The organism is Actinoplanes oryzae (assembly GCF_030757795.1).
Lineage (GTDB): Bacteria > Actinomycetota > Actinomycetes > Mycobacteriales > Micromonosporaceae > Actinoplanes.
The window spans coordinates 26,554-49,269 of sequence record NZ_JAUQWH010000054.1 but is presented as its reverse complement, the minus strand read 5'-3'; the positions used below and the strand labels follow the sequence as shown (position 1 = coordinate 49,269).

At 72.3% G+C, this 22,716-nt stretch carries 26 protein-coding genes and 1 tRNA gene; 7 read left to right on the top strand and 20 right to left on the bottom strand.

Annotation, left to right across the window (positions count from 1 at the left end):
- Window positions 1-3: 3 nt before the first annotated feature.
- The 9 genes from RBH18_RS19385 to RBH18_RS19345 form a co-directional block, all read right to left on the bottom strand.
- A tRNA-Pro gene (locus RBH18_RS19385) sits at window positions 4-77 on the bottom strand.
- A 191-nt stretch (window positions 78-268) separates the two neighbouring features.
- On the bottom strand, window positions 269-1,690 hold the full coding sequence (gene der, locus RBH18_RS19380; RefSeq protein ID WP_306209736.1) for a ribosome biogenesis GTPase Der: 1,422 nt from the start codon (window positions 1,688-1,690) through the stop codon (window positions 269-271).
- A complete protein-coding gene (cmk, locus tag RBH18_RS19375; RefSeq protein ID WP_372338944.1) occupies window positions 1,687-2,367 on the bottom strand; it encodes a (d)CMP kinase in 681 nt (226 codons plus the stop codon). The genes der and cmk overlap by 4 nt, the downstream gene beginning before the upstream one ends.
- Before the next feature lie 35 nt (window positions 2,368-2,402).
- On the bottom strand, window positions 2,403-3,155 hold the full coding sequence (locus RBH18_RS19370; RefSeq protein WP_305783719.1) for a pseudouridine synthase: 753 nt from the start codon (window positions 3,153-3,155) through the stop codon (window positions 2,403-2,405).
- Window positions 3,142-4,056 (bottom strand): SMC-Scp complex subunit ScpB, encoded by a 915-nt coding sequence (gene scpB / locus RBH18_RS19365; protein ID WP_456237630.1) that lies wholly within the window; start codon window positions 4,054-4,056, stop codon window positions 3,142-3,144. The genes RBH18_RS19370 and scpB overlap by 14 nt, the downstream gene beginning before the upstream one ends.
- Before the next feature lie 659 nt (window positions 4,057-4,715).
- Entirely contained in the window at window positions 4,716-5,840 is a 1,125-nt protein-coding gene (locus RBH18_RS19360; protein WP_306209740.1) for a segregation and condensation protein A, read from the bottom strand.
- Window positions 5,841-6,197: 357 nt separating this feature from the next.
- Window positions 6,198-7,400: a helix-turn-helix domain-containing protein gene (locus RBH18_RS19355; protein ID WP_306209733.1), complete on the bottom strand. Its 1,203-nt coding sequence runs from the start codon at window positions 7,398-7,400 to the stop codon at window positions 6,198-6,200.
- A 54-nt stretch (window positions 7,401-7,454) separates the two neighbouring features.
- Entirely contained in the window at window positions 7,455-8,174 is a 720-nt protein-coding gene (locus RBH18_RS19350) for a hypothetical protein (protein WP_306209731.1), read from the bottom strand.
- Entirely contained in the window at window positions 8,171-8,683 is a 513-nt protein-coding gene (locus tag RBH18_RS19345; protein WP_306209729.1) for a SigE family RNA polymerase sigma factor, read from the bottom strand. The genes RBH18_RS19350 and RBH18_RS19345 overlap by 4 nt, the downstream gene beginning before the upstream one ends.
- Before the next feature lie 45 nt (window positions 8,684-8,728).
- On the opposite strand from RBH18_RS19345, the gene RBH18_RS19340 reads away from it, so the two are divergent.
- Entirely contained in the window at window positions 8,729-9,310 is a 582-nt protein-coding gene (locus RBH18_RS19340) for a P-loop NTPase family protein (RefSeq protein WP_306209727.1), read from the top strand.
- A 104-nt stretch (window positions 9,311-9,414) separates the two neighbouring features.
- Here RBH18_RS19340 and RBH18_RS19335 read toward each other — a convergent pair whose 3' ends face one another.
- Genes RBH18_RS19335 through RBH18_RS19325 form a run of 3 tightly spaced genes read right to left on the bottom strand, consistent with a single transcriptional unit; the run spans window position 9,415 to window position 11,762 of the window.
- Entirely contained in the window at window positions 9,415-9,732 is a 318-nt protein-coding gene (locus tag RBH18_RS19335; protein ID WP_306209725.1) for a helix-turn-helix domain-containing protein, read from the bottom strand.
- Window positions 9,729-10,094: a type II toxin-antitoxin system RelE/ParE family toxin gene (locus RBH18_RS19330; protein WP_306209723.1), complete on the bottom strand. Its 366-nt coding sequence runs from the start codon at window positions 10,092-10,094 to the stop codon at window positions 9,729-9,731. The genes RBH18_RS19335 and RBH18_RS19330 overlap by 4 nt, the downstream gene beginning before the upstream one ends.
- Window positions 10,095-10,127: 33 nt before the next feature.
- A complete protein-coding gene (locus RBH18_RS19325) occupies window positions 10,128-11,762 on the bottom strand; it encodes an ATP-binding protein (RefSeq protein ID WP_306209721.1) in 1,635 nt (544 codons plus the stop codon).
- A 93-nt stretch (window positions 11,763-11,855) separates the two neighbouring features.
- On the opposite strand from RBH18_RS19325, the gene RBH18_RS19320 reads away from it, so the two are divergent.
- Both RBH18_RS19320 and RBH18_RS19315 read left to right on the top strand, forming a co-directional pair.
- Window positions 11,856-12,611: an alpha/beta fold hydrolase gene (locus tag RBH18_RS19320; RefSeq protein ID WP_306209719.1), complete on the top strand. Its 756-nt coding sequence runs from the start codon at window positions 11,856-11,858 to the stop codon at window positions 12,609-12,611.
- Window positions 12,604-13,053 carry a hypothetical protein gene (locus RBH18_RS19315; protein WP_306209717.1) on the top strand — a complete coding sequence of 150 codons (450 nt, stop codon included), beginning with the start codon at window positions 12,604-12,606 and terminating at the stop codon, window positions 13,051-13,053. Before RBH18_RS19320 ends, RBH18_RS19315 begins: the two co-directional genes overlap by 8 nt.
- A 182-nt stretch (window positions 13,054-13,235) precedes the next feature.
- On the opposite strand, the gene RBH18_RS19310 is transcribed toward RBH18_RS19315, so the two are convergent.
- Window positions 13,236-14,423: a S8 family peptidase gene (locus RBH18_RS19310; RefSeq protein ID WP_306209715.1), complete on the bottom strand. Its 1,188-nt coding sequence runs from the start codon at window positions 14,421-14,423 to the stop codon at window positions 13,236-13,238.
- Between the two features lie 232 nt (window positions 14,424-14,655).
- Here RBH18_RS19310 and RBH18_RS19305 point away from each other — a divergent pair, with 232 nt between their 5' ends.
- The gene (locus tag RBH18_RS19305; protein WP_306209713.1) at window positions 14,656-15,375 is read left to right on the top strand and encodes a CYTH domain-containing protein; all 720 of its coding nucleotides are present in this window, start codon (window positions 14,656-14,658) and stop codon (window positions 15,373-15,375) included.
- Window positions 15,376-15,396: 21 nt separating this feature from the next.
- Here RBH18_RS19305 and RBH18_RS19300 read toward each other — a convergent pair whose 3' ends face one another.
- The 5 genes from RBH18_RS19300 to RBH18_RS19280 form a co-directional block, all read right to left on the bottom strand.
- On the bottom strand, window positions 15,397-16,065 hold the full coding sequence (locus RBH18_RS19300) for a zinc metalloprotease (RefSeq protein ID WP_306209711.1): 669 nt from the start codon (window positions 16,063-16,065) through the stop codon (window positions 15,397-15,399).
- Window positions 16,066-17,001, bottom strand: a complete 936-nt coding sequence (locus RBH18_RS19295) for a ParA family protein (RefSeq protein ID WP_306209709.1) — start codon at window positions 16,999-17,001, stop codon at window positions 16,066-16,068.
- A gap of 112 nt (window positions 17,002-17,113) precedes the next feature.
- Window positions 17,114-18,004, bottom strand: a complete 891-nt coding sequence (gene xerD / locus RBH18_RS19290; RefSeq protein ID WP_306209738.1) for a site-specific tyrosine recombinase XerD — start codon at window positions 18,002-18,004, stop codon at window positions 17,114-17,116.
- Entirely contained in the window at window positions 18,001-19,116 is a 1,116-nt protein-coding gene (ald, locus tag RBH18_RS19285; RefSeq protein ID WP_306209707.1) for an alanine dehydrogenase, read from the bottom strand. Before ald ends, xerD begins: the two co-directional genes overlap by 4 nt.
- Window positions 19,117-19,232: 116 nt before the next feature.
- Window positions 19,233-19,520 (bottom strand): TetR-like C-terminal domain-containing protein, encoded by a 288-nt coding sequence (locus RBH18_RS19280; RefSeq protein ID WP_306209705.1) that lies wholly within the window; start codon window positions 19,518-19,520, stop codon window positions 19,233-19,235.
- Between the two features lie 771 nt (window positions 19,521-20,291).
- Between RBH18_RS19280 and RBH18_RS19275 the strand changes: the two genes are divergently transcribed.
- On the top strand, window positions 20,292-20,669 hold the full coding sequence (locus RBH18_RS19275) for an NAD(P)-dependent oxidoreductase (protein WP_306209703.1): 378 nt from the start codon (window positions 20,292-20,294) through the stop codon (window positions 20,667-20,669).
- A 177-nt stretch (window positions 20,670-20,846) separates the two neighbouring features.
- On the opposite strand, the gene RBH18_RS19270 is transcribed toward RBH18_RS19275, so the two are convergent.
- Entirely contained in the window at window positions 20,847-21,563 is a 717-nt protein-coding gene (locus RBH18_RS19270) for an SMI1/KNR4 family protein (protein ID WP_306209701.1), read from the bottom strand.
- Between the two features lie 15 nt (window positions 21,564-21,578).
- Here RBH18_RS19270 and RBH18_RS19265 point away from each other — a divergent pair, with 15 nt between their 5' ends.
- Together RBH18_RS19265 and RBH18_RS19260 are read left to right on the top strand one after the other, a co-directional pair.
- A complete protein-coding gene (locus RBH18_RS19265) occupies window positions 21,579-21,893 on the top strand; it encodes a nuclear transport factor 2 family protein (protein WP_306209699.1) in 315 nt (104 codons plus the stop codon).
- A gap of 19 nt (window positions 21,894-21,912) precedes the next feature.
- Complete coding sequence (locus RBH18_RS19260; protein ID WP_306209697.1) at window positions 21,913-22,344, top strand: RDD family protein; 432 nt, start codon at window positions 21,913-21,915, stop codon at window positions 22,342-22,344.
- On the opposite strand, the gene RBH18_RS19255 is transcribed toward RBH18_RS19260, so the two are convergent.
- The gene (locus RBH18_RS19255; RefSeq protein ID WP_306209695.1) at window positions 22,271-22,696 is read right to left on the bottom strand and encodes a DUF6010 family protein; all 426 of its coding nucleotides are present in this window, start codon (window positions 22,694-22,696) and stop codon (window positions 22,271-22,273) included. The two genes, RBH18_RS19260 and RBH18_RS19255, sit on opposite strands and share 74 nt — an antisense overlap.
- Between the last annotated feature and the right edge of the window lie 20 nt (window positions 22,697-22,716).

Genomic DNA, 22,716 nt, shown 5'->3' with positions numbered 1-22,716 from the left:
CGGTCGGGCTGACAGGATTTGAACCTGCGACCCCTTGACCCCCAGTCAAGTGCGCTACCAAGCTGCGCTACAGCCCGATGCCGCGCTCCGGGCTTCCCCGTACCGCGGCAACACAACTACCTTACCCCAGGCCCTCAACCGGCTTTGCACCGGCACACCCACCCGGCTGAGGACCTGCCCAGCTCCTTCAACACCGGCCCGACCGCACACCGGGCCGTAGCACGGCTGCGGCGGGGAGGCCGGTCACTCCAGGCCGCGGCCGACGGGGTCAGCCGTGGGCCTTGCCTCGGCCTCCGGGGCCGAGTTTCTTGCGGGGGCGGACGGAGACCTCGACCGGGGAGCCTTCGAAGCCGAACTCTTCGCGCAGCTTGCGCTCCACGAAACGCTGATACCCCGCGTCGAAGGGGCCCGTCGTGAACAGGACGATCCGGGGCGGGGCCACACCCGCCTGGGTGGCGAAGAGGACGCGCGGGGCCCGGCCGCCGCGTACGGGGTGCGGGGTGGCTTGGGTCAGGGCGGTCAGCCACTGGTTCAGCGCGCCGGTCGGGATTCGCTGCTCCCATGAGGCCAGGGCACGCCTGATGGCCGGGGCGAGCTTGTCGACGGCGCGGCCGGTTTTGGCGGAGATGTTGACGCGGATCGCCCAGGGAATCCGCTTCAGGTCTCGGTCGATCTCTTTGTCCAGGTAGAAGCGGCGGTCCGCGTCCACCAGGTCCCACTTGTTGAAGGCGATGACCAGGGCTCGCCCGGCCTCGACGACCTGGGTCAGGACGCGCTGGTCCTGCTCGGAGATCGGCTCACCGGCGTCCAGCAGCACCACCGCGACCTCGGCGGCCTCGATGGCACCAGCGGTACGCAGCGACGCGTAGTACTCCGTGCCCGAGGCCTGGTTCACCCTCTTCCGCAGGCCCGCCGTGTCGACGAACTGGAAGATTTCGCCGTCCATCTCCACGAGGCTGTCGACCGGGTCGACCGTGGTGCCGGCTACCGAGTCGACGACCGCGCGCTCTTCCTTGGAGATGCGGTTGAGCAGCGACGACTTGCCCACGTTCGGGCGGCCGACCAGCGCCACGCGGCGCGGGCCTCGGGGGGCGCCCTCGAGGATCGGGGGCGCCGGCGGCATCGCGGCCAGGATCGCGTCGAGCAGGTCACCTGAGCCGCGGCCGTGCAGGGCGGAGACCGGGTACGGCTCACCCAGGCCCAGTGACCACAGGGAGTTGACCTCGAGCTCGATGTTCTGGTTGTCCGCTTTGTTGCCGACCAGGATGACCGGCTTGGAGCTGCGGCGCAGCATGCGGACGGCCTTCTCGTCCATGTCCGTGGGGCCGACGGTGGCGTCGACCACGAACACGACCACGTCCGCGGTCTGCACGGCGATCTCGGCCTGCGCGGCGATGGCCGCGGCGCGGTCGCGGGCGTCGGGCTCCCAGCCGCCGGTGTCGACGACCGTGAAGCGGCGGCCGTTCCACGACGCGTCGTAGGGCACGCGGTCGCGGGTCACGCCCGGGACGTCCTCGACCACGGCTTGGCGCCGGCCGATGATGCGGTTCACCAGGGTCGACTTGCCCACGTTCGGGCGTCCGACCACGGCGACGACAGGCTGTGGCCCGGCGACAGAGCCGGAGTCAGCCGTGCCGTCCGTGAAGTCGACGGCGTCGAACTCGGAGAGGTCGACGGGGAAGTCAGTCACTTACTCACCTTGCTGTTGAGCATGTCCAGCAGCGTGGACACGACCTCGTCGATGCCCATGCCCGTGGTGTCGAGCTCGATCGCGTCGTCGGCCAGCTTGAGCGGGTCGGCCTTGCGGGTCGAGTCGATGGTGTCGCGGCGGATCAGGTCGGCCTCGGTGGCCTTGACGTCGGTGGCGTCCTCGGCGCTGCGGCGGGCGGCGCGCGCGGCGGCCGACGCGGTCAGGTAGACCTTGAGGTCGGCGTCCGGCGCGACGACGGAGGCGATGTCGCGGCCTTCGACGATGATGCGGGGGGCTGCGGCGATGATCGCCTTCTGCTGCGCGACCAACTGAGCGCGTACGGCCGGGATCGACGCGACGGTCGACACCGCACCGGTCACCTCGGGGCCCCGGATCGGCCCGTCGACGACAGTGCCATTAGCCCGAAATGTCGGTGCAGCCGGATTTGTCCCCACCTCGAGCGCGGTTTCCGAGGCCACCTTCGTCACCGCGTCGGTGTCCGAAATGTCCACGCCGGATTCCAGGACGGCCCAGGTGATCGCCCGGTACATCGCGCCCGTGTCCAGGTAGATGCCGTCGATCAACGTCGCGAGACGCCGGGAAACAGTGGATTTGCCCGATCCGGAGGGGCCGTCGACCGCCACCACACACGTCGCAGGCCGCACTACTTCCGCCACTGTTTCCTCCCGGGTATCGCTGACGAATGCGCCGTTCATTCTGCCGCTTCGCTCCCGACGGCCTTGAACAGGGCGCCGACCTCGGCCTGCGACAGGTGACGGAAGCCACCCGGGCGCATGTCACCGAGGCGGATCGGGCCCACCGCCGTACGGATCAGGCGCAGCACGGGGTGACCCACCTCGTCCAGCATGCGGCGCACGATGTGCTTGCGGCCCTCGTGCAGGACGACCTCGATCTGCGCCGTACGCCCCAGCGCGTCGATCAGCTTGAACGCGTCCACCTTCGCGGGGCCGTCCTCGAGCTCGACGCCCGCCAGCAGCCGGCGGCCGACGTTGCGCGGCAGCGGGCCCTCGACCTCGGCCAGGTAGGTCTTCGCGACGCCGAACGACGGGTGCATCAGCCGGTGAGCGAGGTCACCGTCGTTGGTGAGCAGGAGCAGGCCCTCGGAGTCGGCGTCGAGCCGGCCGACGTGGAAGATCCGCTGCTCGAACGTGCCGAGGAAGTCGGCCAGCTCGTTGCGGCCCTTCTCGTCGTCCATGCTGGAGACGACGCCGCGGGGCTTGTTCATGGCCAGGTAGACCATCTTCTGATTGGTGACCACCCGCGAGCCGTCGACCTCGATCGTCGCGGTGGCGGGGTCGACCTTGTCGCCGAGCTTGGCGACGCGGCCGTTGACGGTCACCCGCCTGCGGAAGATCAGGTCTTCGCAGGCACGGCGGGATCCGATCCCCGCGGTCGCGAGGACCTTCTGCAACCGCACGGAGCTGTCCGGATCAGCCTGAGGCATCGAGCACTTCTTCCACATCGTCGGGCAGGAACGGAGCAAGCGGCGGCAGCTGACCGACCGAGTTGAGGCCGAGCTTCTCGAGGAACAGCCCCGTGGTCCGGTACAGATGTGCCCCGGTTTCACTCTCGGTGCCGCATTCCTCGATGAGGCCGCGCGTGACAAGCGTACGCATCACACCGTCACAGTTCACACCGCGGATGGCCGAGATGCGCGAACGCGTCACCGGCTGCTTGTACGCCACCACCGCCAGCGTCTCCAGGGCAGCCTGCGTCAACCTGACCGACTGCCCGTCCAGGACGAACCGTTCCACGTACGGCGCGTATTCCGGCCGCGTGTACAACCGCCACCCGCCGGCCACCCGTCGCAGGTCGAAGCCGTGCCCCGCCGCCGTGTACCGCGCCGAGATGTCCTCCAGCATCGCCGCCACGCGCTCGGTCGGCTGCTCCAGCACCTGCGCGAGCTGCATCTCCGCCACCGGCTCGTCGACCACGAGCATGATCGCCTCGAGCGCCGCGCGCATCTCCTGATCATCGAGGGGCTTCAGGTCAACACCCTCGACCCCTTCCTCCGTACGGGCCTCAAGCGCGCCCCCGGCAACCGCAGGCTCCGCCTTCTTCCGCCGCCGCGACTGGGCGGGCACGCCGGACGACGGCTTGGCAGCCTCGGGAGTGACCTCCACCTCCTCGCCGCCCTGAGCGGTCAGCAGATCCTGGGCATCCGTCTCCGCCACGATCCCCGCGAAGTCGATCTCCTCCGGGGCAGCCTCCTCCGCGGCAACCTGCTCCGAGGCGGCCTCCTCCGGGGCAGGGCCGGCCTGTGTCGCGGGCTCGTCCTCCCCCGCAGCGCCGGACTCCTCGTCGCTCTCGGGGCCGGGCACCTCCTCGGCGAACGGGAGATCCACCTCACCGTCGTCGCTCACATCGTCGTCAGCGGCCTGGTCGAACACGTCGCCGGCGTCGTCGCCGTCCGGCGGGAGCGGCGCGTCCACGACGGTCGACGGGGTGTCCTCGCGCCCGGCGGCTTCCTCGATCGCGCCGGGCACCGGCACCTCGGGGCCCACGCCGACGTCGGTGGGCGCCAGCTCCGGCTCGCCGTCGATTTCGAGCGGGGTGTCGACGATCACCGGTCCGTCGCCTTCGCCGGGCACGGGCGGCAGCTCGTCCGGCACCTCGGACGAGGGCTCTCGATCCGGCGAGACCTGCGCCACAGGAGAGGCCGATGCCACGGGCGAAGCGGCGGCGGACTCGCCGGTCGCCTCGCCGAAGTCGTCGGTGGCGGCGTCCGAGTCGGCGGCGGCGGCGTCGGAGTCGGCGGCGCTGGAGTCGGCGGCGCTGGAGTCGGCGGCGTCGGAGTCGGCGGCGTCGGAGTCGGCGGCGGCGGCGTTCAAGTCGGCGGCGTCGAAATCGGCCTCGGCTTCGACATCGGCCTCGGCTTCGGCTTCGGCTTCGGCGAGGGCACGCTGCTCGGCGGCGTAGGCGGGGTCCGGCGCCCGGGAGGCTCGTTCCCACGGCGGGACCCAGGCGGCCGCCTGGGCAGCCAGCGAATCGGGGCGCTCGTCGCTCATGCTCTGTCCTCTTCCGCGTCGTGCTCGTCCGCCGCGGCGTCGGCCGCGTCCGTGCTGGTGTTTTCCCCGGCGACCGCCTCGTCATCGTGACCCGAGTCACCCTCTGCGGCCGACGGCGACCCGCTCCCGAGGACCAGGGCGCTTGGCGAGCCGCCGGCCACATCAGGCCCGTCCGGGTCAGCCGCTTCCAGGGCGACGATGCCCACGTCAGGGTCGGCGGCTTCCAGGGCGGCGATGTCCGCGTCCGTGACGGCGCCCGCGTCCAGGGCGGCTGCCGCGGCGGCGGCTTCGGCCTTCTTCTCCGGGTCGCCTTCGTAGTCGTCGATGTTGAGCTCGACGGACGTGTCGTCGGTGGCGATCCAGACGATGGTCAGCTCGTCGAGGGCGACGGGCTGCGTGAAGTCGACCAGGTTCTCCCGATACAGCTCGAGCAGCGCCAGGAACCGGGCCACCACCTCGAGCGTGCTCTCGCAGTCGGCCACCAGGAGGCTGAAGGTCACGGTGCCCGCGCGGCGCAAGCGTTCGCGGATCAGGGCGGCGTGCTCACGGACACTCACGCGCACCTGGTGGATGTGCGCGATCGACACCTGCGGCGGCCCGGGCTTGGGCAGGAACTGCTTGAGGGCGAGCTTGAGCAGCCGCTCGGGGCCGACGCCCAGGACCAGCTCCGGGAGCGCGTCGGCGTACCTCTGCTCCAGCGCGACCTGCCGCGGCCATCGCCGAGCACCGGTGCCCTCGAGCTCGGCGATGTGGGCGGCGGCCTCCTTGTAGGCCTTGTACTGCAGGAGGCGGGCGAAGAGCAGGTCGCGGGCCTCGAGCAGGGCCAGGTCCTCCTCGTCCTCGACCTCGGCTGCGGGCAGCAGGCGGGCCGCCTTGAGGTCGAGCAGGGTGGCCGCGACCAGCAGAAACTCGCTGGCCTCGCCGAGGTCCCAGTCGTCGCCCATGGCCCGGATGTACGCGATGAAGTCGTCGGTCACCTGCGACAGCGCCACCTCGGTGACGTCGAGCTTGTGCTTGCCGATCAGCTGCAGCAGCAGGTCGAACGGGCCCTCGAAGTTGGTCAGCCGCACCCGGAACTTGCCGTCGTCCTCGGCCGGCGCCACGATGTCGCCCTCGAGCACGTCGCCGCCGGCAACGAGCACGGCGCCCCCGGCGGCATCGGCGTCCGTGGCCGAGGCAGCACCGGCAGCGCCACCCGCCGAGGCATGAGCGCCGGCGGAGGAGGCCGAAGCAGGATCCGCGGACGCGGAACCCGCGGGAACGGAACCGGCGGACGCGGGATCCCACGAGGCAGCGTCGGGCGACATATCACCCGAAGCGGGCGGCGGAGCGGCGGACGCGGGCTCTTCTGGCACGTGCTGACCGTAGACCACGGCACCGACAAGCTGCTCCCGGCTCACGCGTACATCCCCCACAACCTCGGAAAACAGCCCTTCCCCAAGGTCAACGCGGGGAGGCGGGGACGGTGATGGGGTGGATCAGCCGACTTGCATGCGTTCGCCCAGGGCGCGCAGTTCGGAGCCGCCCGCCCGCGCGCGCGAACGGTCGAGCAACTCGCGGATCGTCGCGGCGAGCTCGGCCGAGGTCCGTACGTGCTGGGGTGCGATCCGCTCCGCAGTGAGCAGGAACCGGATCGCCTCGCGGTCGTGGCCGCCCAGCTGCGCGAGGGCGCGCGCGGTGTCGGCGTAGTAGAAGACCTGCCGGACGCCCGCCGGGATGGCCGCCGGATCGGTGCGCCGGGCGATCTCCACCACGCGGGCCGGGTTGCCGCCGTCGGCCTCGATGCTCATGGTCCAGATGTCCACGTTGGTGGGACCGAAGAACATGTTCAGCGTGGTCGTCTCGCCGGTGCGCCGGGCCAGGGCCGAGGCCTCGGCGAGCAGCTCGCGGCTGTCGTCGAGGCGCTCGCGGCAGCGGCCGGCCATGGCGGCGACCAGGTGCAGCGAACCCAGAATCTCCAGACTGCCGCCGGGCCGGGCGAGATGCCGGCTCAGCTCGTCGGCGGCACGCTCGGCGATGGTCTGCCCGCGCTGGTACGAGCCGCAGGCCGTCGCCGCGCGCGCCAGGGCGTACGCCGCGTAGCCGAGCAGCACCGGGTCCTCCGCCGCCGCAGCAGCGTCGCGACAGCGTTGCGCGGCCAGGAAGGCGTCCGCGGGATGACCGAGCGCTCGCAGCACGGAGCAGGCCAGCGACGTCGCGTCGCACAGCAGCCGCAGCGCCGCGACGTGGTCGGGGCCGGCCGTCTCGGTGTGCAGGTCGCGCAGCAAATCGGGCAGCAACCGGGCCGTCGCCGCGTAGTCACACGCGTCGAAGAGCGCGTTCGCCAGCGCCACACCGCGCGCCAGGGAAGCCGGCGGCCGCGCCGACCCGGCCGGCGGATCGCTCAGATCGATGTCCACCAGGGCCCGGCGCAGCCCGAGCACGCTGGCCCGGGCGGCGGCGATCGCCTGGTCGAGCACCGGCACGTCGGTCCCGGCCAGGTCACCGGGCGCGCAGTCGAGCGCCCCGGCGATCTCCGCGAGGGTGAAGCGGTTGTCGGCGGCCTGCAGACCGCGTTCGATGCGGCTCCAGGAGGCGTGCGAGACGCCGGCGCGGCTGGCGGCGTACCTGATGCTCCAGCCGCGCAGCAGGCGCCGCGCCCGGATCCGCTCCCCGACCGCGGGGTCGGCGCTGCGTGTCATGGAAGCGACCGTAGCGCCGCCCCCGCGGCCAGGTGGTACGGCGACGTACCAGGATCAGCCGGCGCCCTGGACGGCGCCCTTCTCCACGTGCACGCCGGCGCCGAACTCGATCATCTGCGCCTCGGTCAGCCCGATGCCCTCCCAGAACTGGATGGTCACCGCCGGCTTGTCCCCGCGCAGGACCCACAGCGTCTTGGAGTCGTCGCCCTCCATGTTCTGCAGGAAGCCCTCCGTGCCGGCGACGTCGACCTTCTTGCCGTCCGTGGGGCTGCTCGCGTCCTTGGACTGCAGGAACACGCCGATCTTGCCGATGAAGCTGGTCGGGTCGTCGTACGGGTCCACGGAGGGCTTGATCGGATTGCCCCACGGGTCCTTGCCGAAGTCGGTGGGGGCCTTGCTGCGGTCCTTGGGAGCCAGCAGCAGGGAGCTCGTGTCGCTGGTCTGGATGAACCAGCCGTCCGGCACCTTGTCGACCGTGAAGCCCTCGGGCTGCTTGCCCTTGTAGGCGACCAGCTTGACCGCCGGCGCCTGCGTCGAGGTGGCGGCGGGCGGGGCGGCCACGGGAGCGTTCGGGCCGCTGCCGGTGGTCGTGGTCGTGAGGGAGACGGCGGCGACCACGGCGGCGACGGCGAACGCGCTGCCCCCGGCGGCCTGCAGGGCACGGCGGCGGCGCAGGGCCTGCTTCCCGCGTACGAGATCGGCGCCGAGCTGGGTCTCGGACGGCGCGGCCGGCGAGCCGGCGATCGTGTCGAGGCTGTCGCGCAGGGCGTTCATCGGATGGCTCCAAGCATGATCTGGGCGGGCAGCACGGCGCGCAGCTTCTCGAGCGCGCGGGCGGTCTGGCTCTTGACGGTCCCCTGCGAGCAGCCGAGCGCCTCGGCGGTCTCGGCGACGTCGAGGTCGTGGAAGTACCGGAAGACGAGCGCGGCGCGCATCTTCGGCGGCAGCTCCCGGAGCGCGGCGCGCACCGCGTCGGCCGGCTGGTCACCGGCCGGCTGCAGGGCGGCCCGGTCGGGCAGCTCCGCCATGGGCCGCTCGCGGCGCCACCACAGCCGGCGACGCTCGTCGATAAGCGCGTTGACGAGGGTGCGCCGCACGTAGGCGTCGTGGTTGGCGGCCCGCTGGAACTGCGGCCACGCCACGTACAGCTTGGTCAGGGTCTGCTGCACCAGGTCCTCGGCGAGATGCGCGTCACCGGCCGTGAGCAGCGTGGCCGTCCGTACGAGGTCCGTGCGTCTGGCGAGCACGAAGTCGTGGAACTGTTGGTCTCTCACGCCCCTCACGACGGATGCCGCCCGGCCCAGGTTGCATGCCGCGAAAATAGTCCGGTGCCTCTGCTGACCTTTGACGATCCGCTGCCCCTGTCGCCACGCCGCGTGATCGTGGCGGGCCCGTCCGGCTCGGGCAAATCCACCACTGCCGGACTTGTCGCCCGTACGCTCGGCATCCCCCACCACGAGCTCGACGCGTTGCACCACGGTCCGAACTGGACGCCGCGACCCGATTTCGAGCGCGACGTACGCCGCTTCGCCGCCCGGGAGGGCTGGGTCACCGAATGGCAGTATCCGGCCGTCCGCGAACTGCTCCTCGCCCGCGCCGACCTGCTCATCTGGCTGGCGTTGCCGCGGCGGGCGGTGATGCGGCAGGTCATTGCCCGCACGCTACGCCGCCGCTTCCGCCACGAGATCCTCTGGAACGGCAACGTCGAGCCGCCGCTGCGGACGATCCTCGGCGACCCGCAGCACGTGGTGCGCTGGTCCTGGACGAGCTACCCCAAGACGCCCGCCCGGATGGCGGCGATCGTGCGCGACCGGCCCGAGCTGCCCGTCGTACGCCTGCGGAGCCGCCGCGAGGTCACCGCCTGGACCGCCGCCCTGAGCGCTCACGGCAGCCGCCCGACGCCGGCGTAGTTGCTCGCCCGCTCCGGCTCCGGCGGCACCCCGCCGTCCGGCCGTCGCCCGCCGACAGCCGCCGGATACATGCGCCATTCTCGGCGCCAATCGGGGGCGGAGCGTTACGCGATGGCGACGATGTTCCCGTTGTCGAAATAGATCGCCTGATGCAGCCGTCCCCCGAGCGCGGCGGCATAACGGGCGAGCACATCCTGCCCCGAGATCTTGCCCTGCTCGATCTGCGAGATGCGCCCCTTGGTCACGCCCATCCGCTCGGCCACCTGCTGCTGCGTCAAGCCTTGCCCGCGACGGATCTCCGCGAGCCGGTGCCCGACGACCGCGGCCAGGAGCTCCCGCTTGCCCGCCTCGACCACCTCCTCGCCACCGGCGCGCTCGACGTGCTCAGCCCGGATGTCGCTCCACCGCGTGTAGCCGCTCATGACCCGTCGTCCTCCCGCTCGGCACGTTCTTTCAAGTAGGTCTCGTAGCGCTGCTCGGCCAACGGGACAGCTTCCTCGTACCACCTGTTCCATCGTCCGGACTTGTCCCCGGCGACCAGCAAGATGCTCGATCGCCACGGATCGAAAGCGAACAAGATGCGAACCGTCCCGGGTCGAAGCTCCTTGAGGTTGGCGATCGAGGAGCCATGGATCGTATCGACCAGCGGGCGGCCGAGCCCCGGCCCGCACGCCGCGAGCAGGTCCAGCGTCTCCACCACGCGGGCGTGCGTGGCCGCGTCGAGACTGTCGATCCAGTCGCGTACTTCATCAACAAGAAAGATGTCCCACTCCGCTGTGGTCACCGATGAAGTATAGCGAAAAGTATACCTAGGCCGTCAGCGGGGAAGGGTGACGCGGACGGTGGTGCCGGGGCGGATGCCGTGGGGGCGGATGTCGATCGTGCCGCCGTGGCGTTCGGTGATGAGGGCGGCGAAGGCCAGCCCCAGCCCCGCGCCCGGGATCGACAGCTCGGTGGTGATCGCGCCGCGGAAGAAGCGGTTGAGGACGTGGGGGCGTTCGTGGTCGGGGATGCCGACGCCGGTGTCGCAGACCTCGAGGGTGGCGGCGTCGTCGGCGGCCTCGACCTGGACCTCGACCGTGCCGCCGGCCGGGGTGTAGAGCAGGGCGTTGTCGAGCAGGACGGCGACCAGCTGGGCGAGGCGGTGGGGGTCGCCCTGCAGGGGGGTACGGTCCGGCGCCGACAGGGAGACGGCGATGTTCTTGGCCTCGGCGCGCTCCTCGACGGCGTGGACGACGCCGGCGACCACGGAGGTGAGGTCGATGCCGGTCATGGTCATCTCGGTGTGGCCGGCGTCGAGGGAGGACAGGTCGAGCAGGGCCTCGACGAGGCGGCGCAGGCGTTCGCTGCCCCGCTGGGCGGCGGCGATCATCGGGGCGAGGTCGCTCATCGGCGTACGGGGGTCGCTGTCCTGCAGCAGTTCCAGGTACGAGTGGATGATCGTCACCGGGGTGCGCAGCTCGTGGCCGACGAGGTTGAGATAGTCGTCCTTGCTCCGGCTGAGCTGCCGCTGCAGCTCCTCGGCCCGGCGGGCAGCGGTGATGTCGTGGAAGACCGAGACCGCGCCGAGGTGGCCGGCGGTCGCGTCCTCGATCGGGTGCGCGTTGACCCGGTAGAGCCGGCGCCCCTGCCGGGTGTGCATGACCTGGTCGACGCCGCGGACGTGGTTGCCCTCCTGGGCGCGCAGCAGCGGCGTGGCGCCCGGGTCGACGGGGGTGCCGTCCGGGTCGGTGAGCGGCAGCCGGGCCAGCCAGCCCTCGGCGGGCACGGGGGCGGTGGCGAAGGCGGAGGACATCACGCCGGCCGAGGCGGGCCGGGCCGCCGTGGCGGGCATGCCGAGGCGCTCGCGCAGGGAGCGGTTGACCACGACCAGGTTGCCGTCGGCGTCGCAGGCCGCCACGCCGGTGTCCAGGCTGTCGAGCAGCGTGTCGAGGAACAGCCGCTGCTGCTGCTCGGCTTCGCGGGCGCGCTGCTCGGCCACGAACGCGGTGCACGCCTGCGCGCCCTCGTCGACCGCGGCGAGCTCGTCGGGCTGCCACTCGCGGGGCTCGTAGCCCATGACCGCGCAGACGCCGACGATGTCGCCGCCGGGGGCGCGAACGGGAAAACCCGCGTACGAGCGCAGGCCCACCGTGTGCGCGGGCGCGTCCGCCGGCACCCGCTCGTCGGTCCGGATGTCGCCGACCACGATCGGGAAGCCGGTGCGCAGCACGATGCCGGCGAGCGTGGTCGAGCGCGGCACCCGCTGCAGCGGCTGGAACCCCTCGGGCATGTTGTGGCCCCCGATGAGCCGGGTGTGCCGCCCCTCGGCGATGTGGATCATGGCGACCCGCGCCCGGGCCGCGCGGGCCGTCAGCGCGGCAAGCCGGTCGGCGGCGGTCATCGACATGCCGCCGGGCGCCATCTCCATCTCCGGGACGAGACCTTCGGCGACGATGCCCCGAGCGCTCATCCTCCCATTTTTCGCGATCCCGGCGCCCGGCGTGGGTTCATTCCGAAAAGTCGGACTTCAGCCGCCCGGGTGCCCGTGCCATGATGACGGGCCATGGCGCGATCGACGATGACCATTGCCGGGCGGCGGCTGTCATGGCTGGACACCGGCGGCCCGGGACGGCCGCTGCTGGCCCTCCACGGCCATTTCGCGGCCGGGCACACCTTCGCCGGGCTGGCGCCGGGACGCCGCCTGATCGCCCCCGACCAGCGCGGCCACGGCGAGTCCGACCCGGCACCGGACTACTCGCGGGACGGCTACGTGGCCGACGCCGTCGCGCTGCTCGACCACCTGGGCCTGCGGCGGGTGGCGGTGCTCGGGCACTCGCTGGGCGGGGTCACCGCGTACCAGCTGGCGGCCCGGCACCCGGACCGGGTGAGCGCGCTGGTCGTCGAGGACATCGGCGCGGTGGTGCACGGCGACCTGTCCTTCGCCCTGCAGTGGCCGGCCCGCGCGGCGACCCGGCCCGCGCTGCTGGCGGCGCTCGGACGCTCGGCACCGTACCTGGCCGGCTCGATGCGCGAGGACCCGGACGGCTGGACGCTGACCTTCCGCCCGGCCGACATGGTGGCATCGCAGCAGGCCCTGAACGGCGACCACTGGACCGACTGGCTGGCCTCCACCTGCCCGGCCCTGCTGATCCGGGGCGCACGCAGCGACCGCCTGACCCGCGGGCACGCCCTGGAGATGCTGGCCCGGCGGCCCCGCACCGAGCTGGTCGAGCTGCCCGCCGGCCACACCGTCCACGAAACCGTCCCCACCGAGTACGCCGCCGCGGTCGCCGGCTTCCTCACGCGCGCCGATGCGTAGGGGGTGGCTCGTCGCCGTGGCGCTGCTCGCCGGCTGCGCTGCCCCGGTGCAGACCGACGCCTCCGACGCCTCCGACGCCTCCGACCTCCAGCCGGCGCCGAGGGTTCCCGCCCCGGTACGGTCCGGCGAAGCCTCGTGCGCACGGGACGCGGCGGCACAGCAGCCGGCTCCCACTCCGCGCCGAGGCGACGTCCCGGCGGACGCCGTGCCCGGGGCCGAGGCGTGCGTGCAGCAGCTCCGGCGCTCCTTCAACCTGCTCACCGCCGGGGGCGCGACCGCCCTCGCAGCGCGGGACGTCGACGCGGTCCTGCACTCGGCCGGCCTGACGGCGATCGTCGTCCGCGAGGGCCCGGCGTTCGCGGCGTCGACCGGTTACGCCTGCGTCTACGGCCCGGACTTCGCCCTCGGTCCCCTCGCCGCCGACGGCTCCTGCCCGCCGTGACCGTGATCCGTCACGCCTGCCCCGCGACTGCGGCCTCGACCGCTCGTCCTGCACCACGCGAGACCGACAGCCTTCGGGTTCGTAATGGTCGTGCCGGCGTCGGCCTCGATGGTCCTGCTGTCGTTGATCCACTCAGGAGCGCACAGGCCCGGGGCTGCCGGGCCTGTGCGCTCGTCCACAGGTCAGCTGGAGAGGGACGGGGTGTACAGGAGGCGGTTCGGGGAGCCGGTGCCCGGGCTGGTCACCACGCCGGTCGTGGCGGCGGCGACCACCGCGGCGTTCACCGTGGCGGACGAGGCGCCCGGGTGGGCGGCCAGGTACAGGGCGGCGGCGCCGGCGACGTGCGGGGCCGAGAAGGAGGTGCCGCTGCCGGTGTACGTGGCGGTGTTGCTGGTTCGCCAGTCGGAGGTGATCGAGACGCCCGGGGCGAAGAGGTCCAGGACCGAGCCGTAGTTGGACCAGGTGGCGCGGGTGTCCGTACGGTCGGTGGCGCCGACGGTCAGGGCCTCGGTGACGCGGGCCGGGGACGTGGTGCTCGCGTTGACGCCGGAGTTGCCCGCGGCGATCGCGAACGGGATGCCCGCGTTGACGGCGCTGCGGACGGCGTTGTCGAGGGCGGTGCTGGCGCCGCCGCCGAGGCTCAGGTTGCCGACCGAGCGGCCGGGGGTGGCGTGGGCGGTGACCCAGTCGACGCCGGCGATGACCCCGGCGGTGGTGCCGGAGCCGTTGTTGTCGAGGACGCGCACGCCGACGATGGAGGCGTTCTTCGCGATCCCGTACGTGGCACCCGCCGCGACCCCGGCGACGAACGTCCCGTGCCCGTTGCCGTCGTCGGCCACGTTGTCACCGTCCACCGCGTCGTAGCCGTAGCTCGCGCGCCCGCCGAAGTCCTGGTGCGTGATGCGGACGCCGGTGTCGACGACGTAGACGGTGACGCCGCTGCTCGGGCCGTACGTGTAGGTGGTGGACAGCGGCAGCGCGCGCTGGTCCGAACGGTCCAGTCCCCACGGAGCCGAGCTCTGGGTGTCGGTGACGTGCACCGTCTGGTCGGCCTCGACGGACGCCACGGACGGGTCGGCGGCGAGCCGGGCCGCCTGACGGGCGGTGAGCGTGGCGGTGTAGCCCTCGAGCGCGTGCCCGAACACCCGGCCGACGCTGCCGCCGTAGCGCTGGGCGAGCCGGCCGGCGCGGGCCTGGTCGATCTGCGTGCCGTCCTTGAGGGTGACCAGGTACGACCCGGCGATCGCGGTGGGGCTGCCGGCGTTCAGGACCGTGCCGACGGGGTCGGCCGCGAACGCGGGGCCGGCGGCGGTGAGGGCGAGCACGGTGCCGCCGAGGACGGCGAGCGTGCGGGGTGCGGTGCTGCGCATGTGTTCCTCCGAGACGTGAAAGGCGCTTGCAACCCACGCTAGGAACGACTTGTTGATAGACGATCAACGATGTCCGAGAGGGTTGATACCGACTCGCAGCACGGCGTGAACGCGACGTCAATTCGGGGATCTTTCGGGTGCAGGTTCCGTCAACATCCGGGTACGCCGCCCCGGGGCGCGCTGTCATGGAGTGCCCCAGCACTGGACGACCGAGCACGGAACGGCGGCACGGATGCGCGACTGGCACGACCTCACGGGGAACTTCTGGCGGTGGACGCCCGAGGAGCTGAGCCCGCTCCTGCAACCGGCGGGCGGCCCGGCGCGAAGCGTCGAGCTCAAGGTCACGGTCCCCGCGCCGGCGCACGCGTTCACCTGTGCGGCGTTCGGTGTGGACCTGGACCGGGCGCCGGCCCGGCGGGTGTACTACCTGGACACCCCGGATCTCGCCCTCGACCGCGCCGGCGTCGTGGTCCGTCTGCGCCGCATCGGCGAGGGCCGGGACGACTCGGTGATCAAGCTGCGGTCGCGGATGCCCGCCGTACCGGCGGGGGTGAAGCGGGGCGACGTCGAGGTCGACGCCTTGCCGGGCCGGCTCGTCTGCAGCACCGCGATCCGCCGCAGGCTGCGCGGCGGCAAGCTGTTCTCCCGGGCGCAGCGGGAGCTGTTCACCGCGCACGCGCCGGCCGGGGTGACGATCGACGACCTCCTCCGGTACGGGCCGACGGTCGCGCACCGGACCAAGGTCCTCCCGGCCGGGCTGGGCCGGCGGCTGAGCATCGAACACTGGTCCCTGCCGGACGGCTCCCAGGTCCTGGAACTGTCCACGCGCTGCCCGGCCGGCGACGCCCTCGCCGTGGCCGCGCAGACGGCCCGGGTGCTGCGGGCCTACGGCGTCGACGGCTCCGGCCCGCAGCAGACCAAGACCCGCGCGGTACTCACCGCGTGCAGCTGAGGTTCGGAAACCCCGGACAGCTCAGCCCCAGAGGCGTACGAACAGCAGGCCGAGGAAGTCGATGATCAGCAGCAGCAGTGGGCTGCTCAGCGGGAAGAAGCAGCAGACCAGCAGGATGAGCACGCCGATGTTCTTGTCCTCGAGCCACAGGCGCATCCACTGCAGCCCCGGGCCGGGGACCCGCTGGGCGTTCCACAGCCAGCCGAAGCCGTCCAGCGGCGGGATCGGGATCAGCGCCAGCAGGCCGAAGGTGAGCAGGCCCACGCCGAGGCAGGCGAGGATCTGGTCGGTGTAGGACAGCGGGAAGCCGCGGAGCAGGTCCGACGGGGAGACGCCGCCGAGGACGTTGAAGGAGGTCGTCAGCGCGTACGCGAGGAAGCAGAGCTGGGCCAGCGCGATGCAGGCCAGCGGGCCGGCGAGAAAGACCAGCGCGGCGCGGCCCCGGCCCCGGTGGCGGGGCACCTCGTCGACCGACAGCGGCCGGCCCCAGCCCTGACCGCCGACGGCCGCGGCGACCGCGCCGAACGGGTCGATGTCACGCAGCCGCGGGGTCAGCGCCCGGTCGTACGGGTCGGCGAGGCCCACCGCGCGCCGGGTGACCCGGATCGCGAACGAGCGCACGGCCAGCGCCAGCAGGAAGGAGGCGACCAGCGCGACGAACGCGACCGGCTCGGCCAGCGCGAAGAGCACTCAGCTTCGCTCGGCGTGCGCGGCGATCAGCTCGCGGGCGAGCTGCCGGTAGTTGCGGGCGCCGGACGACGACGGGTCGAGCGTGGTGATCGGCGCACCGGCGACCGTGGACTCGGGGAATTTGACGGTCTTGGTGATGACCGTCTGGTAGACCTTGTCGCCGAACGCCTCGACCACGCGCTGCAGCACCTGGCGGCAGTGGGTGGTGCGGGAGTCGTACATGGTCGCGAGGATGCCCTCGAGCTCCAGATCGAAGTTGAGGCGCTCGCGCACCTTGTCGATCGTGTCGAGCAGCAGCGCCACGCCGCGCAGGCTGAAGAACTCGCACTCCAGCGGGATGAGCACGCCGTGCGCGATGGTGAGCGCGTTGATCGCCAGCAGGCCCAGGGAGGGCTGGCAGTCGATCAGGATGAAGTCGTACTCCTTGCGGACCCTGCGCAGCGCCCGGGCCAGGGCCATCTCGCGGGCGACCTCGTTGACCAGCTGGATCTCGGCCGCGGACAGGTCGATGTTGGCGGGCAGCAGGTGCAGGCCCTGGACGTCGGTCTTGATGATGACGTCCTCGGTGGCGACGTCGTCCTGCATGAGCAGGTTGTAGACGCTCAGGTCGAGGTTGTGCGGGTTGACGCCCAGGCCGACCGAGCACGCGCCCTGCGGGTCGAAGTCGACCAGCAGCACCTTGCGCCCGTATTCGGCCAGGGCCGCGCCGAGGTTGATGGTCGTCGTGGTCTTGCCCACGCCGCCCTTCTGGTTGGCCAGCGCGATGATCCGCGCCGGGCCGTGCCGGTCGGTCGGCATCGGCTCGGGGATCGGCCGGCGCATCGTGTACGCCGTCGGATCGGCCGGCCCCAGGTCAGCGCCCAGATCAAGGGAGTTCGCCTGCTGCTCCCGCAGGGCCGAGGTCCACGCCTCAGCGCGTTGATCATGTGCCGCCATGCCTCGAAACCCCCTCTCGACCCGCAGCCGGAGCCGATGCCCGACTGTACGCCACTCGCACCGCCCGTCCGGGGTCACCCGTTCGGCGTGTCGCCCACTGGTCCGAGTCGTTTCACCGTGCGCGGGGGTGGGCGGTCGCATAGACCTCCCTGAGCCGGTCCACTGTCACGAGCGTGTAGACCTGCGTCGTGGTCACCGAGGCGTGCCCGAGCAGCTCCTGCACGACCCGGACGTCGGCGCCGCCGTCGAGCAGATGCGTCGCGTACGAGTGCCGCAGTGTGTGCGGCGACACGGCGTGCGCTCCGTCCACAGGCAGGCCCGCCGCCTCGGCAGCCCGGTGCAGAATGGTCCAGGCGCTCTGCCGGGAGAGCGGGCCGCCCCGGGCGTTGAGGAAGATTTTCGGCGTGCCCTGCTTGATGAGCGCCGGGCGCCCCCGCACCAGATAGGCGTCGAGGGCCTCCCGCGCATAGGAGCCGAGCGGCACGAGCCGGGTCCGGCCGCCCTTGCCGCGCACGGTCACCACGTCCGCGTCCAGGTCGTCGATGTCCAGGCCGACCGCCTCGGAGATGCGCGCCCCGGTGCCGTAGAGGAGCTCCAGCAGCGCCCGGTCGCGCAGCGCGAGCGCGTCGTCGCCGGTGATCGCGCCGAGCAGGCGGGTGACCTGGTCGACGTCGAGGGCCTTGGGCAGGCGCTTGGGCGGCGCGGGCGGCCTGACCTCGCGGCTCACGTCCTCGGGCGCGAGGCCCTCGCGCGCGGCGAAGCGGTGCAGGCCGCGGACGGCGCTGACCGCCCGCGCCGCGGAGGCCGCCGACAGCTGACCGGCCCGCAGCTCGATGAGGTGCTGGGTGATGTCCGTCGCCGTCACGTCGGCGAGGTCGCTCGGGCCGAGCGCCTCCGCGTAACGCTCCAGATCCCGCCGGTAGCTCAGCAGGGTGTTGCGAGACAGGCCCCGCTCGACCGTGAGGTGGTCGAGGTAGGCCTGAATCGCTCTCGTCACCTCTATGAGAGGACCTCCGCGAGCGGCACCGCGGTCATGCCGTGCGCCTCGGCCACCGGGCCGTAGACGACCTGCCCGTCGTGGGTGTTGAGACCCAGGGCGAGCGCCGGGTCGGCCCGGACAGCGTCGCGCCAGCCCCGGTTGGCCAGCTCGAGGGCGTACGGGAGGGTGACGTTGGTCAGCGCGTAGGTGCTGGTGTGCGGCACCGCGCCCGGCATGTTCGCCACGCAGTAGAACATCGACTCGTGCACCTTGTAGACCGGGTCCGCGTGGGTCGTCGGCCGCGAGTCCTCGAAGCAGCCGCCCTGGTCGATGGCGATGTCCACGAGCACGCTGCCGGGCTTCATCCGCGCGACGAGATCGTTGGAGATCAGGTTCGGGGCCTTCGCGCCGGGCACGAGCACCGCGCCGATCACCAGGTCCGCGTCGATCACGGCCCGCTCGATCTCGTACGCGTTGGAGGCGATCGTCTGCAGGTGACCGCGGTAGTCGGCGTCGGCCGCCCGCAGCCGTGCGATGTTCTTGTCGAGCACCAGCACCTCGGCCTGCATGCCCAGCGCGATCGCCGCCGCGTTCATCCCGGACACCCCGGCGCCGATCACCACGACCTTCGCCTGGTAGACCCCGGGCACGCCGCCCATCAGCACGCCACGCCCGCCGCCCGAGCGCATCAGGTGATAGGAGCCGACCTGGGGCGCGAGCCGCCCGGCCACCTCCGACATGGGCGCGAGCAGCGGCAGCGACCGGTCGGGCAGCTCCACCGTCTCGTACGCGATCCCGGTGACCCGCTTCTCGATCAGCGCGTCGGTGCACTCCTTCGACGCGGCCAGGTGCAGATACGTGAAGAGGACCTGCCCCTCCCGCATCCGCCCGTACTCCTCGGCGATCGGCTCCTTGACCTTGAGCACGAGCTCCGCGCTGCCCCACACCTCGTCGGGCCCCTCGACGATCGTGGCGCCCGCCGCGGCGTAGTCCGCATCGGCAATCGACGATCCGGCACCGGCGCCGGCCTGCACGAACACCTCGTGTCCGGCCCGGGTGAACTCGAACACCCCGGCCGGCGTGATCGCCACCCGGAACTCGTTGTTCTTGACTTCGCTGGGAATGCCGACCTTCACGGGAACGGCACCGTCCTTTCCGGCAGAGACATCAACGGCTCCTGCAGGACAGCAAGCCCGCCGTCCCACTACGTGGACGATACTGCCGATCCGTTGCCACGAGATCAACTCCGGGGTCACCCGGCGGCGGGGCCGATCCGGGTCAGCATGGCGCGGATCGCCGAGTCGAAGAAGGCCCCGCCGGCGACCATCGGCGGCGGCAGGTGACCGTTGAGCTCGAGCGAGATGACGCCGTGCATGGTCGCGTAGGTCCACATCGCCGCGGCGAGCGCGGCGGGCGGGACGTCCTGGCTCGTCAGCTCGGCCCACCCGCGCAGCCCGTCCCGGAGGCTCCTCGCCGTCGCCGCACTCGCCGGAGTCGCCCTCGACCACCGCACCGTGACCGGTGCGCCGGCCCGGCTCAAGCCCCTCAAGTTCGCCGTGTCGTTCCTGCTCTACTCCGGCACCCTCGCGTGGATGTTCACGCTGCTGCCCCGGCGCCACCGGCTCGCCGAGCGCAGCGCTGTCGTCCTGGTCGCCGCCGCCGTCGTCGAGCTGGCCGGCATCGTCGGTCAGGCCGCTCGCGGTGTGCCGAGCCACTTCAACGCGACCACCCCCTTCGACACCGTGGTCATGCGGGTCATGGGGCTTTTCGCCGTCGTGCTGTTCGCGGCCCAGGTCATGCTGTCCAGCGCGGTCCTGCGCGCACGCATACCCGATCGCGTGGCCGCCGCCGGCCTCCGCTGGGGTCTGGCCCTGACGCTGCTCGGCATGGCCGCCGCCGTGCCGATGGTGCTTCCCGGCGCAGCGCCGGGCATCGAGGGCAGCACCGGAGCGCACAGCGTCGGCGTCGCGGACGGCGGCCCCGGGCTGCCGCTGCTGGGGTGGAGCACCGTCGGCGGAGACCTGCGCGCCGGGCACTTCGCCGGGCTGCACGGGCTGCAGGCGCTGCCCGGGCTCGCCCTGGTCCTGAGCCGCCGGGGCGGACGCCTCACCACCGGCGCGAAGGTGCGGCTGCTGCGCGTGGCCGGCTCGGCCTATGCCGCGACGACCGTGCTACTGACCTGGCAGGCCCTCCGCGGACAGCCGATCGTGGCGCCGGACTTGCTGACCCTCACCGTGGCCGGCGCCGTCGTCGCCGGCGTCGCGGCCGCAGCCGTGCTGGTCGTCGCCCTCGACCACCGGCCGCGGCGTTCGTGCGGAGGCTCGTTCCCGCGATGCGCCGCGCCGGCGTCGCCCGCTTCCTCTACCAGGCGGGCGGCCTCAGCGCGCCGCCCGGGCGCCGGCTGCCGCCCTATCTGTGGGCCTTCCGCGCCACGGTCGCCCGCGGCTATCTCGGCCAGCACCGGGACAACGAAGCGGTCATGCGGTATCTCTCCGGCCAGGCCCGGGACATCGAGTGGATCGTCCACCGTGCCGGGATCGGCTCGGACGGGCCGTCGAAGGGCGTCCTGGAACGGTCCGGCAGGGCCATCAGCATCGCGACCTTCGGCGACTGCGCCTCCTACAGCTATCGGCTGCTGTCCGATCCGGCAGCGATCCACACCTGCGACCCCAGCGCCTACCGCAGGTAGCGGCGCCGCCGGGCCGCCGTCGCCGCGCTCACCGAGGCCGAGCGCGGCGACCCGTGGGACAGCCCCGGGCGGTGACTCAAGCGACCCGCGGGACAGCCCCGGGCGGTGACTCAAGCGACCCGTGGGAGAGGCCCGGGGGGTGACTCAGGCGACCCGCGGACAAGCCTGGGTGGTGACTCAGGCGACCTGGAGCCAGCCCTTCTCGTAGTCGGCGTCGACGGCGGGGCGCAGGCGGCCCGTCCGGTCGTCGCGGATGAGGGCGGGCTGGTGCAGGTCGGTCGCAACCCAGCGGGCGAGCCACTCCGCCAGCGTCAACGGCTGGCGGAACAGCAGCAGGCCGAGCTGGCCGGCCGTGCCCGCGTGCGGGTCGAGGGCCCACATCGGCGCCGCCGGATCGCTCAGGTCGACGAACGACTGGACGCCGCAGCCCCAGTCGCAGAGGGGCAGGAGCGCCTCCGCCCGCTCCCGCCACGGCTGCGGCCACTTGCGCTGGGCCAGATAGCTCTCCAGCATCGTGCCGGGGTGGAACGGCCGGCGGCCGGCCAGCCCGGGCAGCCCGTAGGCGGGACCGAACCCGCCGTCGCCGAGCTCCCGATAGCAGCGGCGCAACAGCGCGGGCAGCGGCCGGCCGAGCACCGACTCGAGCTCGGCCACCGCCGCGGCCGGCGCCGGGGTCAACGGCGGCAGGGCCGGGATGCGACCCGCCCGGCGCCCGGCCCGGAAGCCCGGATCGCCCCGCCAGTGCAACCGGCGCATGCGGCCGTCCGGGGCGCGCTCGAACGCCCCGCCCCCGGCCAGGTCCTCCCCCGGACGGCCGGGCAGCTCGTCGCGATACTCCCCCGCGAGCACCAGTTTCTGGACAGCGCGGAACACACCTTCGTCCTCGTGAAGCATGCGACCATCCTTCCCGTGGGGTACGACAGAATCGCGGCACACATCGACCGCTTCAACACCGCCGTCCACACCGGTGACTGGTCGCCCGTGGTCACGACGCTGCACCCGGATGCTGTGATGACGTTCACGCCCGTGCCGGTGGGTCCGTTCGCCGGGCGGGACGCGATCGCGGCGGCGTACGCGGAGAATCCCCCGGACGACACGATGCGCATCCTGAGCGGGGACGACGACACCGTCGTGTTCGCATGGTCGCGCGGCGGCACCGGGACGCTGACCGTGCAGTGGGAGGCCGGGCTGATCCGTCGTCTGGACATCCGCTTCCTCGACTGATCCCGCTACCGTGATCGTCGTGAATCCGGAACTCGACGTCCACGTGACCGGTCGCCGCACCGTGGCCACCGTGATCGACAGTGTGGTGCTCAGCGTGCTGGTGCGGTTCCTCACCTGGGCCGCCGGCAGCGAGATCGACCAGGGCGTCGACGGGTTCGACCTCACCGGGCTGTCGACCGGCGGCAGCCTGCTCGCGCTCGGGCTGGTCCTGGTCTACTACATCGGCTTCGAGGCCACGCTGGGCCGCACCCCCGGCAAGATGGTCGCCGGCATCCGGGTGGTCGGCGAGGACGGCGGCCGTCCGGGCTTCGTGTCGGCCCTGGTCCGCACGATCAGCCGGATCGTCGACAGCCTTCTCGGCTATCTGGTGGCGCTGATCATCGTGGTGAACTCGAAGCGGCGGCGGCGCCTCGGCGACATGCTCGCGAAGACCTACGTGGTCCGTTCGTGACCAGTCCGAAGCACCACAGCGCGATCACCGGATCACAGATCGCGCACCCGTACGACGATCCCGGCTCGAACGGCAGGATCGGGCTGCCCTTCACGTGGTGCACGATGTCCCACGCCGTGTGCAGCAGCCAGCCCACGCCGATCCAGTTCCAGGACCGCAGCCCCCGGTACGCGACAAAGGTCATCACCGCGGTGAACCCCAGCTCCGCCACCCCGAGCCCGCCGCCGCTGAGATAGGCCGCGCCCGCCCCGGCGATCATGAGCGCGTTGACGGCCTGCCGGTGCGGCTCCCGGATCAGCGAGTTGACCACCACGTACGCGACGCCGATCAGCACGGGCACCACAATCGTCATGCCCCGAACCTAGAAAGGGC